General features: G+C 50.1%; 18 protein-coding genes and 2 pseudogenes. 5 read left to right on the top strand and 15 right to left on the bottom strand.

From position 1 onward, the window contains the following. Positions 1–17: 17 nt before the first annotated feature. The 3 genes from RJP21_RS14460 to RJP21_RS14450 all read right to left on the bottom strand — a co-directional run bounded on the left by RJP21_RS14460 (position 18) and on the right by RJP21_RS14450 (position 1405). The gene (locus tag RJP21_RS14460) at positions 18–347 is read right to left on the bottom strand and encodes a type II toxin-antitoxin system RelE/ParE family toxin (RefSeq protein WP_310859864.1); all 330 of its coding nucleotides are present in this window, start codon (positions 345–347) and stop codon (positions 18–20) included. After that, on the bottom strand, positions 331–603 hold the full coding sequence (locus RJP21_RS14455) for a type II toxin-antitoxin system Phd/YefM family antitoxin (RefSeq protein WP_036713353.1): 273 nt from the start codon (positions 601–603) through the stop codon (positions 331–333). Before RJP21_RS14455 ends, RJP21_RS14460 begins: the two co-directional genes overlap by 17 nt. A gap of 181 nt (positions 604–784) precedes the next feature. Further along, positions 785–1405 (bottom strand): TetR/AcrR family transcriptional regulator C-terminal domain-containing protein, encoded by a 621-nt coding sequence (locus tag RJP21_RS14450; protein ID WP_310859863.1) that lies wholly within the window; start codon positions 1403–1405, stop codon positions 785–787. A 154-nt stretch (positions 1406–1559) separates the two neighbouring features. On the opposite strand from RJP21_RS14450, the gene RJP21_RS14445 reads away from it, so the two are divergent. Together RJP21_RS14445 and RJP21_RS14440 are read left to right on the top strand one after the other, a co-directional pair. After that, positions 1560–3302 (top strand): CocE/NonD family hydrolase, encoded by a 1743-nt coding sequence (locus RJP21_RS14445; protein ID WP_310859862.1) that lies wholly within the window; start codon positions 1560–1562, stop codon positions 3300–3302. Continuing rightward, positions 3302–4717 (top strand): DHA2 family efflux MFS transporter permease subunit, encoded by a 1416-nt coding sequence (locus RJP21_RS14440; protein ID WP_310859861.1) that lies wholly within the window; start codon positions 3302–3304, stop codon positions 4715–4717. Before RJP21_RS14445 ends, RJP21_RS14440 begins: the two co-directional genes overlap by 1 nt. 148 nt (positions 4718–4865) lie before the next feature. On the opposite strand, the pseudogene RJP21_RS31455 reads toward RJP21_RS14440, so the two are convergent. After that, positions 4866–4988 (bottom strand): annotated as a pseudogene (locus RJP21_RS31455) (transposase); the annotation flags it as partial. 85 nt (positions 4989–5073) lie between these two features. Next, positions 5074–5493, bottom strand: a complete 420-nt coding sequence (locus tag RJP21_RS14430) for a MerR family transcriptional regulator (protein WP_310859859.1) — start codon at positions 5491–5493, stop codon at positions 5074–5076. An 88-nt stretch (positions 5494–5581) separates the two neighbouring features. On the opposite strand from RJP21_RS14430, the gene RJP21_RS14425 reads away from it, so the two are divergent. Further along, positions 5582–6442, top strand: a complete 861-nt coding sequence (locus tag RJP21_RS14425; RefSeq protein WP_310859858.1) for an SDR family oxidoreductase — start codon at positions 5582–5584, stop codon at positions 6440–6442. Positions 6443–6783: 341 nt separating this feature from the next. Here RJP21_RS14425 and RJP21_RS14420 read toward each other — a convergent pair. Then, a pseudogene (locus RJP21_RS14420) lies at positions 6784–6900 on the bottom strand (LLM class flavin-dependent oxidoreductase); the annotation flags it as partial. Positions 6901–7402: 502 nt separating this feature from the next. Between RJP21_RS14420 and RJP21_RS14415 the strand changes: the two are divergent. Then, positions 7403–7858, top strand: coding sequence for an AraC family transcriptional regulator (locus RJP21_RS14415; protein ID WP_310859857.1), 456 nt, complete (start codon positions 7403–7405; stop codon positions 7856–7858). A 190-nt stretch (positions 7859–8048) separates the two neighbouring features. On the opposite strand, the gene RJP21_RS14410 is transcribed toward RJP21_RS14415, so the two are convergent. From RJP21_RS14410 to RJP21_RS14370, 9 genes are all read right to left on the bottom strand, one after another. Then, positions 8049–8843, bottom strand: a complete 795-nt coding sequence (locus RJP21_RS14410; protein ID WP_310859856.1) for an ABC transporter ATP-binding protein — start codon at positions 8841–8843, stop codon at positions 8049–8051. Next, positions 8836–9756, bottom strand: coding sequence for an ABC transporter permease (locus RJP21_RS14405; RefSeq protein WP_310859855.1), 921 nt, complete (start codon positions 9754–9756; stop codon positions 8836–8838). The genes RJP21_RS14410 and RJP21_RS14405 overlap by 8 nt, the downstream gene beginning before the upstream one ends. A gap of 132 nt (positions 9757–9888) precedes the next feature. Continuing rightward, complete coding sequence (locus tag RJP21_RS14400) at positions 9889–10932, bottom strand: ABC transporter substrate-binding protein (RefSeq protein WP_310859854.1); 1044 nt, start codon at positions 10930–10932, stop codon at positions 9889–9891. A 205-nt stretch (positions 10933–11137) separates the two neighbouring features. Then, complete coding sequence (locus RJP21_RS14395) at positions 11138–11821, bottom strand: HAD family hydrolase (RefSeq protein WP_310859853.1); 684 nt, start codon at positions 11819–11821, stop codon at positions 11138–11140. A gap of 201 nt (positions 11822–12022) precedes the next feature. Beyond that, positions 12023–12955, bottom strand: a complete 933-nt coding sequence (gene pfkB / locus RJP21_RS14390) for a 1-phosphofructokinase (RefSeq protein ID WP_310859852.1) — start codon at positions 12953–12955, stop codon at positions 12023–12025. A 269-nt stretch (positions 12956–13224) separates the two neighbouring features. Then, entirely contained in the window at positions 13225–13809 is a 585-nt protein-coding gene (locus RJP21_RS14385) for a histidine phosphatase family protein (RefSeq protein ID WP_160037605.1), read from the bottom strand. Beyond that, positions 13806–14246, bottom strand: a complete 441-nt coding sequence (gene fosB, locus RJP21_RS14380) for a metallothiol transferase FosB (RefSeq protein ID WP_310859851.1) — start codon at positions 14244–14246, stop codon at positions 13806–13808. Before fosB ends, RJP21_RS14385 begins: the two co-directional genes overlap by 4 nt. Before the next feature lie 39 nt (positions 14247–14285). Then, positions 14286–14777 carry a tetratricopeptide repeat protein gene (locus RJP21_RS14375; protein WP_310859850.1) on the bottom strand — a complete coding sequence of 164 codons (492 nt, stop codon included), beginning with the start codon at positions 14775–14777 and terminating at the stop codon, positions 14286–14288. A gap of 29 nt (positions 14778–14806) precedes the next feature. Then, positions 14807–15838, bottom strand: coding sequence for a LacI family DNA-binding transcriptional regulator (locus tag RJP21_RS14370; RefSeq protein ID WP_160037602.1), 1032 nt, complete (start codon positions 15836–15838; stop codon positions 14807–14809). Between the two features lie 295 nt (positions 15839–16133). Here RJP21_RS14370 and RJP21_RS14365 point away from each other — a divergent pair, with 295 nt between their 5' ends. After that, the gene (locus RJP21_RS14365) at positions 16134–17183 is read left to right on the top strand and encodes a 2,3-butanediol dehydrogenase (RefSeq protein ID WP_310859849.1); all 1050 of its coding nucleotides are present in this window, start codon (positions 16134–16136) and stop codon (positions 17181–17183) included. Positions 17184–17387: the final 204 nt, after the last annotated feature.

The raw sequence follows: 17387 nt of genomic DNA, 5'->3' as shown, positions 1-17387 counted from the left end.
ATCCGATCAAGGATTGCTTATTTTAAATTAGGACCAAATAACTCACGAAGGTAGTCCCTTCGCCCATGTAAAATCCGATGGATAATCACCGCATCTTCAACAAGGCGATAAAACACTAAATAAGGATGCACCACAATGAATCGGTAACCTCGTTGTAGTAAGGGAAAATCATCTTCCGACAAGACGGATCCCATATAAGGAAACTCCGCAAGGCTTGAAATTTGTTTATCTAGTTTACGTAACAAATCTTCTGCAGCTGAAACATTGTCCTGCGAAATGAATGAAAAAATTTCATCCATATCATCAACTGCAGCCGGAGCATATTGAACCTTATTCCTTGGCGGCATCGATCTTCCTCCGGATTCTTGAAATAACCTGGTCGTGATCGAGTAATGCTTCCCCTTCTGTTACCTGTTTCTCAGCAATCAAAAGCTTTGATTGTAATTTAATCCGAGCTTCCATCCGGCGATAAGCCTCATGGCTCATAACAACAAGATCAGCTTCTCCATTTCGCGTTAAAATAACCGGCTCGTCAAGTTCATGACAATATTTTGAGAAACCATTATAATCCTGCCGGATTGTGGTTGAGGGTTTGATGTTCATTTTGCACTTCCCTTTCTCAATGACATTATTCTGACATTATTATATCATTAAAATCAACATAATAACCACCTTAAGGGAACATGTGCTAAGTTCGGTCAGATTACTATTGCGAAATTTTCATGTAATGATATTTAAACTATGCTGAAGATCACAAACACTAACTTCCCTACTAGCATCTGCTCTATTTTTTCAATCCCTTAACAATAAGTTGTATTCCAAATTCAAAAGCACTTTCTGCCTCGTTCTCAATCGTATTCATTACATCGGAATTTAATTTATCCATATCTGCATCACGTTGAGACTCATTAACCTTTTCCAAAGGAGGTGATGTTAATATTCTCCTTTTATTCCGTGTTTGTTCTTCCATTACAGATCCCAAGGTAAATTGGCCCATGGTCAGCATGGCCATTTTAGCTTCTCTTTCCGAAAAACCTGCTCGTACTAGATATTCAACTTTAGGCGCTAATTTAGCAAGCTCATTATAAGTGGGAATTGAGCCGGCATGAAGCATCGCTCCATCTGGATAAGCTAATAAAGCATTTCTAAGGCTACATGCATGATCCATAAACCACTTCTCCCATTGCTCCGTGTCATGAGGCGTCTCAATGGTGTGGTATCTGTCGATTATAGCCGAGGCCATCTCCCCAAGCAGCGTTGCCTTATCTTTTACATGCCAATATAGCGATGCTGATTCAACTCCTAATCTCTGTGCCAAACGCCTAGTTGTAATCGCCTCTAATCCACCCTCTTTAAGAAGTGCAAGCGCCTCCTCTATAACATCTTCACGTTTTATCTTTGCCATATTTAAAAATTCTCCTTATCCCCGTATTAAAACCTTTCAGTGATTTAATTATATCATATTGACAAATCTATCAATGATAGATTATGATCAAATCACTCCAAATCTATCAGTGATAGATTATTTGGAGAACTTATATCCGAGAGGAGCTAACCTAATGGAATTAGAATCTGTTGAATCCATGCAAATTGATTGGGATGTACCTATAGAAATGGACGATGGCGCAATCGTATATGCCGATGTATTTCGCCCGGCCACGCCTGGCAAATACCCTGTCATTTTAAGCCACGGTGTATATGGTAAAGGACTCCCCATTCAAAGGTTTAGACACCGGCTATTTCAACTGGTAAACACTACGCCTAACAAGTCGGTTGGCGATGTTTTTGGTGCTGATCTTGCGGATGCCGTTGTACCTAATACAAGCATGGAAATTGATGAAGACGATTATCGCGTATGGGAGGTTGTTAATCCAACAGATTGGGTTCCACATGGATACGTCGTTGTGCGTGTCGATTCCCGAGGTTCTGGCAGCTCTCCAGGCAGATTAGACCCATTATGCCCCAGAGAAATTGAAGATTATGCGGCATGTATTGAATGGAGCGGAGTTCAAAACTGGTCAAACGGACGTGTTGGTTTATGTGGAAAATCGTACTATGCCATGTCACAATGGCTCGTAGCCGCAAAAAAGCCTTCCCACTTGGCGGCAATTTGTGTATGGCACGGCTGGAGCGACTGGTATAGGGATGCAACTCGCCATGGGGGAATCATGTATCAGTTTTGGGAGAATTTTTGGTACCCTCAGCTTGCGCTTCCGGTACAACACGGCATAGGTCCTGAAGCTGGATTTAATCCTCACAGCAGAAGACCTATTGCTGGAAATACAGCACTTGACTCTGATACATTAGCTAGAAATCGCGCGGATATCGTAAATGACATTCGTACTCATCCATTCGAGGATGAACATTATTACAAGGTACGTACCCCTCAATTGGATCAAATCACCGTTCCGGTTCTGGCCAGCGCTGACTGGTCCGATCATGATCTGCATCTTCGCGGTACAATCCGTGGATTTGAGAAGATTAGCAGTAAAGATAAGTGGTTGGAAATTCATGCTGGAGGGCAATTTGACGATGAGGCTTCAGTTGAATTGCAGCGGCGTTTCTTTGATTATCATTTAAAAGAAACTCAAAATAACTGGGATGATCAACCGCCTGTTCAACTAGCCCTAAGAAAAGCGGATGGCAGCTCAGCTACAGTTGAAGCTTCGGCTTGGCCAATCCCCGGTACCGAGTGGAGGCCTTACTATTTTGACTTTAGCACCCATTCTCTTGAAATAAATGAGCCTGCAGCTGCATCTCAGGTAAGTTACAAGGCGGATAGCGATGGGGTTACTGTTTATAGTCAAGCCATGACAGAGGATACGACCATTGTTGGTCCTGTTTCAGCTGCATTGTGGATGTCCTCTACTACAGCCGATGCAGATCTTTTCCTTGTACTAAATGCAGTCGGTCCTGATGGAGAACTTGTGGAACTTCGTGATCACAGAGCAGGACTAACTCCCATGACAGTGGGCTGGTTACGCGCCTCACATCGTGCCCTTGATCCGGAACGCAGTACTCCTTGGCAGCCTTATCATACGCACACAAGCTCGGAGCCTCTGGTACCCGGTCAAATTTACAAGGTTGATGTTGAATTACGCCCAACAAGTCTCCATCTTCCAGCTGGTTATAGACTGTGCTTAACGATCAAAGGAAATGGTCCAGCGCATAATGATCCTGTAGACCGTCCGGCACAAATTTTTAACAACACGGTTACTGTATACAATGCACCAGACATGAAATCTCAGCTTCTTATCCCAGTAGTTCCCACGCATAAAGATCATTTGGGCGGAAACTTATAATGATAAGCTCTGGTAAACGATCTGCTGCTAAACTTGCCCCTATACCCTTTGTATTATGGGGGCAAGCTATCATTATAGTTATTGGTGCATTTACATCTATGTTGTCTTCTACGATGCTTAACACAGCTCTACCCTCAATTGCAGTCAGTCTGCATACTTCAAGCTCCATTGCGCAGTGGACATCTACAGGATACTTTTTATCTCTGGCTGCAGGGGTTCCCCTTAGTGCCTGGTTATCCCGAAAACTTGGACCAACTAAGCTTTGGCTAATTAGCCTGGTCTTGTTCCTGGGGTTTTCAGTATTGTGTGCAGAATCAAAAGGGATTTATATGCTTATCATCTGTAGAGTTCTGCAAGGCTTATCAGGGGGGCTGCTTGTACCTGCCGGGCAAACCATCATAAGCATAGCAGCAGGTCAGAAGCGTCTTGGTAGAGTGATGAGCATCGTTGGCATAGCCGTTGTGGTTGCTCCAACGTTAGGCACAACGTTAAGCAGTGCTATCCTCAGCAGCTTAAGCTGGCCTTGGCTGTTCTGGATTAACATCCCTCTTAGTATGGCAGCGTTTTTTGCCGGTTTGAAGTGGCTTCCAAAAATTGAAGTTACTGAAGCTGGTAAATTTGATTGGATCGGTTTTTTACTCGTATTAAGCGGCGTACCCCTGCTCATTTATGGTGTAACCTCCATTGGAAACACCGCAAACGCAGGTTCGAATAACACTTCTATTATTATCGGAACCGTTCTTATCATTTGCTTTGTTATAAGGTCATTAAGACTTGACAAACCCATACTACAGCTAAGACTTTTTGGTAACGGGGTATTCACAGTAGCTGCTGTCGTTATGTTCTTGGGTGGTGCAATAAACTTCGGAGCACAATTGCTTCTTCCCCATTACTTAACCGATGTCCGCCATTTGAGCCTGCTGGCTGCAAGTCTGCTAATCTTGCCCCAAGTTATTGGAACAGCAGTTGGTTTTCCGATTGCGGGTCGATTAACAGACCGGTATGGAGCTGGAAGACTTATACTTACAGGTTGTATCATCATGACGATATCCATGCTTTTGCTAAGTTTTATTGGAGTTAATACAGACACTACTTGGGTGGGCCTCATTTTTTTCATCTGGGGACTAGGTACAGCACTGGCCACTGTTCCAGCTATGACTGCCGGTTTAACCACAGTTGCTCCCGATCAAATACCTGATTCTGCGCCTATCCTTAACATGCTGCAACGAATTGGAGCATCTTTAGGCACAGCATTAATCACCTTGCTATATACTAAAAATTTAACTAGTGGCCTAGACCAAGTCCATACTTTAGTTGCTTTTAAAAATGTCGTTTGGTTGTTATCGGGTAATATACTCATACTCCTGATATCATCCCTAATTTTGGTGCTAAGAGAAAATAAAAACTCACGCTAATACTAAGCTTCGGCTCATCGGATGAATGACAGCCTATAATAGATTTGTTAGCACAAGCAGGGCGTATTGGTGAAGAAAAATAACACCGATAGGTGCAAAAGGGACGAAGCAGAGGTTCATGCTGCTTCGTCCCTTTTGCGTCTTTCCATCATTCCCGCTTTTTGAGCCAATTGTGGGCAAGGCAAAGCCATCCGACTACCAGGCTTACTTTTTGCAAGCCGCAAAGCAGGAATCTTCGAAAACCCCGGGTTGGTTTTGATTTGCCAAACACATAAGAAATTTAGGCGGTAACGTATGGTTGCGCTTATGGATCTCCACATGAGATCATGGCGGCGAAACCTCCATTTCTCACCAGATCAATCGGATGAGCTGGCATACCAAGTCCTTTGCATCTCTTGAGCTTTTTGCGGATCGTCCATGAGCAGAGTCTTGTACTCCAGCATCTTGTTAAGGGTGTCCAGCATTTGGTCGTATTCTTCCTTCTTGCTTTCGACCTCCTTTTTCTTGCCGCGAATCCAATCTATAATCTGCAAATTGGTGCTCATATTGGTGTCGCATTCCTGCAAAGCTTCCTTCAGTTCGGCCAGCGAACAGCCGATGGACTGGAAATTCTTGATGAGCTTCAACCGCTCGACAGCCTCTTCAGAATAGTTTCGGTAATTGTTGCTTTCTCGCCGGACATGCCGATCATCCAGCAATCCTTCCTTTTCATAATAGCGGATCGTATGGATCGTTAATCCCATCTTGTCCGCCAGTTCCAGGATTCTCATCATCATTTCTCCTTCGGGCCCCTTGCCCTAGAGTTCACTTCATAGTTTATGCTTAACATGATCAAACAGTCAACTCATGAAGGAGGATATCAATATGCATGTTTTTGTTACAGGAGCAACAGGGTATGTTGGTTCTGCGGTCGTCCGGGAACTGATCGGCGCAGGACATACCGTGACGGGTCTTTGCCGTTCTGAAGAAAAAGCTGCGGAATTAAAGGCGGCGGGAGCTGGAGCGCTGTACGGCACGCTGGACGATCTCGATACTCTAAGCAGCGCCGCCGCGGCTGCGGACGGCGTGATTCATCTGGCGTTCAGTTCACCCACCAACGATTTTTCCAACTTTGAAGGAGCGCTGGCTCTGGATTTGCGGGCTGTCCAAGCCATTGGAGCGGCGCTCGAAGGCTCCGAGAAGCCGTTCATTACCACAGGTCACCCTCATGAAAATGGACATACCGTGGACCATGCAGTGCTGGCAATGGCAGAGCGGGGTATCCGGGCATCCATCGTCACGCTTGCACCGACCGTGCACGGCGAAGGAGATAGGGCATTCGTGCCAAAGCTGATCAACATCGCCCGGGAGAAGGGCTTCTCCGCCTACATCGGCGATGGAACGAACCGCTGGCCGGCGGTTCACCGCCTGGATGCAGCGGTTCTCTACCGACTGGCGCTGGAATTCGCCCCGGCGGGCTCACAGATGGTTGCAGTCGGCGATGTAGGCATTCCGTTCCGCGAGATCGCCGAGGTCATCGGGAAGCAATTGAACGTACCGACGGTCAGCATTACACCTGAAGAAGCTGCCGCCCATTTCGGCTTTCTTGGCCCCATTGCGGCATTCGACATCACAGGCGTGTTCAACACTGCGCAGGCGAGTCAGGCAACACGGGAGCTTCTGGGCTGGAAACCGGTGCAGCCCGGGCTAATCGCCGATCTCGAAGAAGGGCATTATTTTGCATAAAAAAGGAGGGTGTACCCAAAAGCCTTAAATGGCTGCTTGGGACACTTCCTTAGAATTAAGCTAATTCGTCTGGCTGGACTATATTGTGTAACATCAGTCAACAATATCAATGAAGTTGAAACGCATCTGGAAGTAGTACGATGTAGATAGCAGCATTCTGTTTAATGGAGATATGTTTTTCCCGGATGGTGAAACAGGCAATATTGCTTCTACACGGTTTAGGATATAATCCGGAAAAATGAGGAACTATTATTCTAATTTACGGAAGCTCCCTCTTTCGCCTACGATCATCGTTGGGGGACACGGTATTCCTCGTATAGGGAAAATGCAAAAGATAGCATAGGCAACATCACCCCGCCCGAACGGACACGAATGCGGCTGGTAGCGGCCGCCAGCGCTCCGGTGCTCACCACCGGAGCGGAGCTGGCGACGCCCGGAAAACCGTGATGCTCAGCCATCCGTTTGGTATCATGAATGTGTCGGGCAACCATGCAAAAAAATCGTTCCTATCTGACCAGTCTCGATTTTTATCTACAAGCACATCGGTTCGATCCTCCTCCTCGACTTTTAACCAATAATGCACAGCGCCATAGATCGCCGATGTCATGGCCGCCGTGATTTCTATATGATGCCTGTCGGCCACATGGCGGGTATCCCCTTTCAGAAAAATGCTCTCCATGGTTTGCTGCAGCATTTTCTATATTTTTTCATCGACAAGCGTAGCCATCGAATGGGAATCTATTCTGCAGATCCGATAAAAATCCACGATGTATTGGTTCGTCAGCCAGACTTCCCATTCTCCCCGATAACCGTTGTATCTAACCTGCCCGTTAACTTAACGCCTACATCCTATCGCTCCCGGTTATTCTTTAAGTTTCTAAAAAAAGGAGATGAATATATTTTTATATCATGATAGCATCCGAGGTGGATTCGCAATTATTGGAAAAGGAGAATTAGAACATGAAGATGAACATCGAAACCATCCCGAATTACCGCATTGCCTATGTAAGGCAGATGGGTCCATACGGTCCCGCCAACGCGAAAACGATGGAAAAGCTGAAAAAATGGGCCGCGGAAAAACATCTGCTGACCGAATCGGCCATCCTGTTCGGAATCCCTCAGGACAACCCCGATACGACGCTTCCCGAAAACTGCAGATATGATGCATGCATCGTTATTTCGACGGACGAACTGACGGATGATTCCATTGACGAGGGCGAATTTTCCGGCGGAGAATACGCGGTTTGTACGGTCAAACATACCCCGGAAGACGTGCAAAAAGCATGGGCGGACGTTTTTCCCGCATTGCAGCAAAGCGGATATCGGATGGATCACAAGCCGGTTGTGGAAAGATACACCGGAAAAATGGTTGCCGAAGGTTTTTGCGAACTCTGCATTCCGGTCATTAAAAATTAACTAGCCTTGATTCGTTCATTTTGGCTTGCTTAAGGCTTTTCGGCCGTCATGAAAGATGGATGATGCAAAAAGAAGAACAAGCGGCTGTCGCCTGCGACAGCTCTTGTCCTTCTTTCACGGATATCAAAGTCTCTTTATGGATGCTTTCACTGACCTATTTCAGTCATCGGTTTTACTGATCCGTCCGGTATCAGCCTAACACAACCCGGTCATCGGAAAGCTTGTGGCCGCTGATTCGCTCAAATTCGCCCAGCAGCTCCTCAACGGTCAGGCGTTTTTTCCGCTGTTCGTCGATATCGAGTATGATCCGCCCTTTATCCATCATGATGAGCCGGTTCCCAAGCCGGATCGCCTGCTCCATGTTGTGGGTTACCATCAGCGTCGTCAGCTGCATTTCCCGGACGATGTTCTCCGTCAGCTTCGTAATAAGCTCCGCCCGGGCCGGGTCAAGCGCGGCGGTATGCTCGTCAAGAAGCAGGATTTGCGGTTTCGTGAACGTGGCCATCAGGAGACTAAGCGCCTGGCGTTCGCCCCCGGACAACAATCCGACTTTGGCGCGAAGGCGGTTTTCGAGACCGATGCCGAGCCGCTCGAGCGACTCGCGGAACATGCTGCGGCGGCTGGCGTTAATGCTGATCGAAAGCCCGCGGCGCGCCCCTCTGCGATAAGCCATGATCAAGTTTTCCTCGATGGTCATATGCGGGGCCGTCCCCGCCATCGGATCCTGGAATACGCGGCCGATCCATTTGCTGCGCCGGTATTCGGGAAGAGAGCCAATCGCCTGGCCTTCAACGATGACGTTCCCTGCATCCGGTTTCATGACGCCGGATATAATGTTCATCAAGGTCGATTTTCCTGCCCCGTTGCTCCCGATGATCGTGACAAAATCGCCGGGATTGAGTTTTAAATTGATGTGTTGCAATGCGATTTTTTCGTCCGGCGTCCCCGGATTAAAGAGCTTTGATACTTGCGCGATTTCAAGCATGGAGATCACCTCCCGAAGCACCTTGCCGTGCGGAGCCCGTCAGCTCCAGCGTACGTCTCTTCGCCAGCTTTTTCTGTTTGATCGCCCGGCTTGCCGTCGGGAAGACGAGCGCTATGATAACGATCACCGCAGTGATCAATTTTATATCCGACGTGTCCAGCCATTCCACCCGCAGCGCGATCGCTACCACGATCCGGTAAACGATTGCGCCAAGAACGACGGCGATCGTTGCATGGATGACGTTTCTTGCCCCGAATATGGCTTCACCGATAATGACCGAAGCTAACCCGATGACGATCATTCCGATCCCCATTGAAATGTCCGCAAAACCGGATTGTTGTGCGATCAAGGCGCCGGACAAAGCAACCAAACCGTTGGAAAGGCTTACCCCGATAATTTTGGTCGTGTCCGTGTTTGCGCCAAAGCTGCGGATCATCCGGTCGTTGTCTCCTGTCGCACGTAACGCAAGACCAAGATCCGTATGCAGAAACCAGTTCATCAGCAGCAAAACGATAATGACGATCACCGGAAGCAGTATCCACGGATTGGCTGTCGTGAGCACCGTTCCTGCATCGATAATCGCGATATTCGGCTTGCCCATGATCCGCATATTTATGGAATAAAGAGCAATCATCATCAATATCCCTGACAAAAGACCATTGATTTTTCCTTTCGTATGCAAAAGCCCCGTGATTGCTCCTGCAACAAGGCCACCCATAAAGGCCACGACGCAGGTCAGCCAGGCATTATAACCATGGGAGATCATGACGGCCGCGATGCCGCCGCCCGTCGTAAAGCTGCCGTCAACGGTCAAATCCGGAAAATCGAGAATCCGGAACGTTATATAGACTCCAAGCGCCATCAGGGAGTATAGAAGACCAAGCTCGATTGCACCCAATAAAGAACCTACCATGATGACTTTCCTCCTTCAGTACGATTTCAGCATTCGTCTTCGTCGCCTTTTTCTAAAAGCGTGACATCTTCCCTTATGCATTGAAGGGAGTGGACGAAGGATATCGCCACTCCCTTTCACCAATCCATGCCTTTACTTGTTGAGGATATAGTTATCCTTGTCCTGAACTTCGTTTTTCATTTCGTCCGTCACCGTAACGCCCTGCGCTTCGGCAGCCTTCAGGTTCAGTACGACGTCAAGCTTTTCCTGCATCTTGATCGGGATGTCTGCGGGGTTTTTGCCGTTTTTCAAAATATCCACGGCGATTTTGCCGGCCTCATAGCCATGATCGAAATATTTGAATCCGACCGTCGCAAACGCGCCTTTTTCCACGGTGTCATAGTCGCTGGAGAAAAACGGGATATGATTTTGGTTCGCTACCTGAATGATCGAATCGACGCCGCTGACCACGGTATTATCCAGCGTCGTGAAAAACGCGTCGGAACGGCCGACCAAAGACTGCGCTGCCTGCTTCACTTCGGACGTATTCGTCACGGCCGCTCTCACCAGCTTGATGTTATGCTTGCCGAACAATTCCTCCGCGTTTTTGGCCATAACTTCCGCGTTTGGTTCCCCTTCGTTGATGACAAGCCCCACCGTTTTGACGTTCGGGAAGTATTTTGCGATAAAATCCGTCAGCCGCTGAACCGCAGCCGGGTTCGTATCCGATACGCCTGTTACGTTGCCCCCCGGTTTCTCAAGGTTCGATACGATTTTTGCATCAACCGGATCCGTAACGGAAGCGAACACAATAGGCTTGTCTTTTACTTGCTTTACCACAGCTTGAGTCGAACCTGTAGCGATCGTGAATACGAGATCCTCCTTGTTCGAAGCAATGGTTTGGGCGATCGATAGATTCGTCGCCTGGTCCCCTTGCGCATTTTTGTAATCAACCTTTAGATTGTCGCCTTCGGACAACCCCGCATCCTTAAGCGCAGCGAGGAATCCTTCCCGTGTCGCATCCAGCGACGGGTGCTCGACGATTTGGGAAATGGCGATTTTATACGTTTTCTTATCCGTTTGGGTTTCGGACCCGCCCGCTTCCGTTTTTTTGCCGTCCGTGCTGCTGCCGCAGCCCGCAAGCGCCGCCCCTAAAATCACCGACATGGCGATAGGCAGCCATTTTCTCTTCAACATAAAGACCCCTCCAACATTTTCCTCTACATCGCTTTCGCGTTCGAAAGCATTAAAGCAATTAGGTAAAAAAAAGAAGTGCCGATCGTATAAAATTTTCCATTCCATACAATCCATTGATTATTCATAATCATAAAGGGGCACTCCGTCATCCGTCAATCGGAAACATGTAAAAAAATGAATTTTTTTATCGAATGTCAAAGGATGATTATTCCGATTCCTCAACCCGTTTTTGTCGCTCAAGCCGCCGGATCAGCTCGTTTAACGGCATCGCTTCCATGTCGGGAATGATCAGGTCGTATCCTTCGAACTTAAAGGTCGCCGTCATTTCGTTCGGCACGATCACCGTGCGCACTCCGGCCGACTTCGCTGCGTTAAAACCGTTCAAGGAATCCTCGAAGGAAACGGCTTCCTCCGGTCGCACCTCCAGCTTTTGCAGGGACAGCAGATAGAGCTCAGGGTCCGGTTTTACCTTTTTGACCAAATCCGCCGTGTTGATAAAGTCGAAATATCCGTGGAGGTTAAATCGGTCCAAATACGGCTCAATCCAGTTGTAGTAAGAACTCGAAGCGATGCAAACCCGAAGCCCCAGCTTCCTTGCTTCCTGCAAGTACGATATGACGCCGGGCCTTGGCTGCACGTCCTTCAGCAGATCGCGGTAGCATACGTCGACCTGCTGGCGGATCCGCTCGGGATCCCCTTCTTGCCCCAACAATCCGGCGAGATGGGTATACGGGTTAAAAGCATCGAAGGAAGTGCCGACGCATCGGGCGTACAGCTCGAGCGGCAGCTCTCTGCCGTATTCCCCGTATATTTTGCAAAAGGCCTGGTAGGCCGGCGATTCCGTATCCACGATCAGTCCGTCGAAATCAAAAATAAGCGCTTTAATCATGCAGTTCTCCTTTTAATCCTCGTTTGATGGTAACATTCTTCCCCTGCGCCGCCGATTCCTTCTTTTTCGGAAATATAAAGGGTTTTCAGGAACGGGTCATGCGGAGCATCACGTCCGCTCGCAAAAAGAAGGCGGAAACGGCAAAAAGCCCGACGCTTCAAGCGCCAGGCTCATATCCGAAATGAACTCTCGGCCAGGATCCTAAACTTTGGCAATCTGCACCTGCTGGCGCAGCCGCTCCACCGTTTCCGGCTCGATGAGACCCGCTTCGTCCGTCATGGCGTTCGAGGTGCCCGCTGCCGAAGCCAGAGCCAGTCCTTCCTCAAAGGACAACCCTTTGGCCAGTGAAACCGCCATCCCGGCGACGTAGGAATCCCCGCAGCCGACCGTGTTCACGACATCGACTTTTGGCGTCTCGACCCGGAAACAGCCGTCCGATGATGCGACCATGGAGCCCGCGCCGCCGAGCGACACGCTGATCCGTTCCATGCCGTAGGTTTGCAGCAGCGTTTCCACCGCTTTTTGCAGCGCCGCCTCATCCTTGACCTCGATCCCGAGAAGCCCTTCGACTTCCTCCTCGTTCGGTTTGATCATATCCGGCCCTGCCTCCAGGCCCAGCCTCAGCGCGTCCCCGCTCGCATCCAAAATCACGTAAGCCCCGGCTTCCTTGGCGATGCCCACCAGCTTCACGTAAAAATCCTTCGGAACGCCGGCAGGCAGACTTCCGCTGAAGCAAACGATACGGGATTTGGCCGCATGCTCGCGGATTTTATCCTCCATCTGCGCCAATGCTTCCGGGCCCACGATTGGTCCCGGCTCCAACAGCTCGGTGGACACGCCGTTTTCCTCATCCAAAATGTTCAGGCAAACCCGCGATTCCCCTTCGACGGATACAAAATCATGTTTGATCCCCATCCGGTCCAGAAGCTGCTTGATCATTTCGCCGTTAAATCCCCCTACGAAACCGGTTGCGGTCACCGGCACGCCAAGCTGGGCCACGACTTTTGCCACGTTGATTCCTTTGCCGCCCGGCGCGGCCCGAAACCGCTGCACCCGTGAAACCTTGCCCAGCGGAAACGACGGAAGATAATACGTCTTATCGATGGCTGCATTCAATGTTACGGTCGTAATCATAGATATCCTGTCATCCCATCCTAGCCGTGAACGTGAGCGTCCCTTTCCGTATGTACCCGGCCCGGGGAAGGCCGCCGCTGCCGCCGCCTGCTCACCGTCTGCTATCGTCTCGATGCCCCCTGTCGCCCGCTTCTCCCGGTCTTCGGCAACCCGCGCCGGATACCGGCGGACACATCGGCAATATCCAAAGTATACCTGTACGCCCACCATTGCACAATGCTTCATTCCGCAGGCGATCCAAATTATACTTCCCCCGCGGTCCGGTTCGGTTACAGATTCACCGCGTCCAAATGGCGGCGGCAATTGTACAAATCGCACACCCACAGTTCATCAAGCTTGCGGATGAGCGTGACCGAAGTATTGTGAAGATGCTCGCGCGTTTCCATGTTCGCAACGAGAGCCGGAAGCATCGTTGAAATCAGGGCTCCGTGGCTCACGAGGAGCACGCGCTGCCCCGGATGCCGTTCGCAAACTTGCCGCACGAGTTCGGTTCCGCGGGAAATCATCGATTCCTCGGTCTCGATGCCCAGCTCCATTTCTCTCCAATCCTCGCCCCACATCCGGATTCTGTCGTCCTCCGTCGTGCCTTCGATTTTGCCGCAGCCCTTCTCTCGCAATCGCTCATCCACATATAGCGGAATGCCCAGCGCTTTTGCGATCGTCTCGGCCGTCTCCCTGGCCCGCGACAGATCGCTGGTATACACCGCGTCCCATGTTTCGTGCCGGAAACGTTCCGCCAGCGCCCGGGCTTGAGCCCGCCCCGTGTCGTTTAAAGGAATATCCGTTTGGCCCTGCGCTTTTTTCTCCACGTTCCAATCCGTGATGCCATGTCTGACCCAACCTATCGTTGTCATGATCGTTCCCCCTGCCATTCGTCGTAAAATGTCATGTGTCCTTTTTCTTCCCGGTAATAATCAAGCCGGTCACGAAGCGTCCCCGTATGCAGCTCGAAGCGGTGACCGTCCGGGTCCAGGAAGTACACCGATCGTTTGTCCCTTTCGTCGCGCTCCCTTCCGGGAAGCACCCGCACATGAAGCTCGCTTAAACGGCGGAGCCAAAGTTCAAACTCCTCTTCCTTCACCGAAAAGGCGATATGAGTATACGTCCGGGGCATCGTTTCCCGCTCGACGTCTTCTTCGTTCAGCGCAATCCACAGCCCGTCCAGGTCGAAATAGGCAAGCTTTTTCCCTTGGACAAGCCGTATGGCGCCAAGCACATGTTCATAAAAAGAAACCGAAGCGTCAAGGTTCGAAACCGAAAAGCATAGATGGTTGATGCCTTGCAACTTCATCCGACCGCCCCTCTCCTTGAAACACTCTGAGCGTTACGCTCACTCCCATACTTCATCCAGCTTATCCGCATAAAAGCGGATCGCCTTGGCGTAGCCGCGAATCCCGTCATCCCCTGACGTATCGGCGATTTCGGCAAGCAGCAGCTCCATCGCCTGCGCGTGTCTGCCTAGATTATACAACACCATCGCATAAAAGACGCGGAATTCTCTTCTCTCCGGAAACGTTCTTAGCCCCTGTTCAAGCACCTCCGATGCCCGGCCGTATTCCCCGAGCGTTCTGAACGTGCTTCCGAGACCAAGCAGCGCGCCGGCCAGCGATTCTTCGCCAAGCCCTAACCGGATGGCCTCCTCATAATACGGCACCGCCTCCCTTTCGAGCCCGAGAGCATCATGGGTCCATGCCGTTTGGTACCAAATTTCCGCATTGCCCGGCTCCTCTTCCAACAGCGACAGCCAACAATCCCTGGCTTGTTCCGCGTCGCCCGATGCCCGCAGCGATATGGCCCGACGAATCTTTTGTTCAATATTCATCTTTCCACCTTATTCCCTTCCGAGTCCGATTACTCCAAGTAAACCGTGCTTCGCTTCATTTTCACGCTAGACTCGCGCACGATCAGCCTCGGCTCGAACTGCACCCTTTCGTATACGCCTTTGGATTGATCGCGGATTCGTTTCAGCAGCAGCTCCGTCGCCAAACGGGACACTTCCGCTCCCATGATGGATACCGAGCTGATTTGCGGCGATGTGAGCGTCGTCCATATGTTGTTGTCGATGCCTACCACCGCCACATCCTCCGGCACCCTGACCCCAAGCTCCTTGAAGCGGTTGATCAGTCCGATCGCCACCATGTCGTTTCCGGCGTAAACCGCGTCCGGCATGTTTTTCAAACTTTTGAAGTAATCGGCCGCCTTCGCCCCCGTGCTAAGCGAAAAGTCCTCGCCGAAATAAACAAGCGACAAATCCACATGAGTCAACGAATTGACGTACGCATTGTAACGCTCTTCGATGATATCCCTCGGCGCCCCGGCGTACCCGATCCGCGTGCGGCCGATGCCGATCAGATGCTCCATCGCAAGCCGCCCTTCCTGCTGCGACATGCAGACGACGTCCGCTTTAATGTCGGGATCGAGCTTTTTGCCGTAATTGATGATCGATATTGGCAGCGGCGTTTTGTTCACGAGCTCCACGAAGTTTTTCGGATAAGCCAGCGGCAAAATGATCAGGCCGTCCACATGCAGTTTTTTGACGTCCCGGATCGTTTCCAGCTCGACCTGCCCGATGCCGGACGTGTTGATGTTGACCACCCGATAGCCGTGGTGTTTGGCGGCCTGCTCCACAGACCAGGCGATTTCCGGCATAAACGCGTTGCGTATATCTGGCACAGCCAGCGCGATCTGGTACGTGTTCCGCACCTTAAGGCTTTGCGCCGCAATGCTCGGAATGAATCCAAGCTCCTCGATCGCCTCCAGCACTTTCGCTTTCGTTTTTTCGCTGATGCCCCCCGAATTGTTGATGGCCCTGGATACCGTCGCAATTCCTACACCGGCTTTTTGGGCCACGTCTTCGATGGTTACCTTTGAATTTTTCGACAAACCGATTTGGCCCTCCTTAGTTCGGAATCGTTTCCTATCCGTTTACACATTTTCAACCCTTATTTCTATTATACCATCAATGGTTTATCCAGATAAATCATGCCGGACGATTTCCGTGATATGATGCAAAAAAAGCTTTTGGATTCAGCATCCTATCCGCCTGTTCCCTTCCAAAACGCATTTGACAATCCCGACAAGTTGTGACATATTAGTTTCCGGAAACGTTTCCGTATTATGAGCAAACGATGCTCATCTGATCATATTCAGACCTTATTACCGAATGGAGATGTCAAGCATGAAAGCATTAAGATGGCATGGCCAAAGAGACCTGCGTCTCGACAACATCGAAGAACCTGCCGCAGGAAAAGGCAAAGTGAAAATCAGAGTGGAGTGGTGCGGCATCTGCGGCAGCGACTTGCACGAATACACGGCGGGACCGATTTTCATTCCGAATACCGCCCCTCATCCGCTGACCGGCGAAAAAGCGCCGATCGTGATGGGACATGAATTTTCCGGGCAAATCGTCGAAATCGGCGAAGGCGTCACGAAATTCGGCGTAGGCGACCGCGTCGTCGTCGAACCGATTTATGCCTGCGGCGAATGCGAAGCATGCAAGCAGGGCAAATACAATCTGTGCTCCAAAATGGGCTTTCTCGGCCTTGCCGGCGGAGGCGGCGGATTTTCCGGTTACGTGGCCGCGGACGAACGCATGGTGCATAAAATTCCGGACTCCGTGTCCTACGAACAAGGCGCGCTTGTCGAACCGTCGGCCGTCGCCCTTCACGCGGTCCGTTCCAGCAAGCTGAAAGTCGGCGATAAAGCGGCCGTATTCGGCACCGGACCGATCGGACTGCTGGTGATCGAGGCATTAAAAGCTTCCGGCGCGTCCGAAATTTATGCGGTCGAGCTGTCGCCGGAACGGAAGCAAAAAGCGGCGGAGCTTGGTGCGATCGTCATCGATCCGAAGGAATTCGACGCCGTGAAGGAAATCCATGAACGCACGCACGGCGGCGTCGACGTCGCTTACGAAGTCACCGGCGTTCCTCCCGTTCTGACGCAGGCGCTGGCGTCCACCAAAATGGGCGGCGAGCTGATGATCGTCAGCATTTTCGAAAAAGAAGCGCCGATCCATCCGAATAACGTCGTGATGATGGAGCGCACCATCAAAGGCATCATCGGCTACCGCGACGTGTTTCCGGCGGTCATCAGCCTGATGGAGCAAGGATATTTCCCTGCCGAGAAGCTCGTAACCAAACGCATTTCGCTCCATGACGTCCTTTCCGAAGGCTTCGAAACGCTGCTCAAGGAAAAAAACCAGGTTAAAATTCTCGTTAAACCGGAATAATTTGTCCCTGGAACGTTTTTTTCATTTTTCGTTTTTATCTATCCAACTTTCCACCCAATACTTTAAAAGCCGGATTCTCGCAAGGAGAAATCCGGCTCTTTTTTTAAGGTTCGGCAGCGCAGAATATCTATATTTTATATCTTGACAAATAAAATATTTTATGTTATGATAAAATATTTAGCTTTGACTTATGATTTCCAGAGC

Source organism: Paenibacillus sp. VCA1 (assembly GCF_031583795.1).
In the GTDB taxonomy this organism is placed as follows: Bacteria; Bacillota; Bacilli; order Paenibacillales; family Paenibacillaceae; genus Paenibacillus_AQ; species Paenibacillus_AQ albilobatus.
This window is presented reverse-complemented; position numbering and strand designations above follow the sequence as displayed.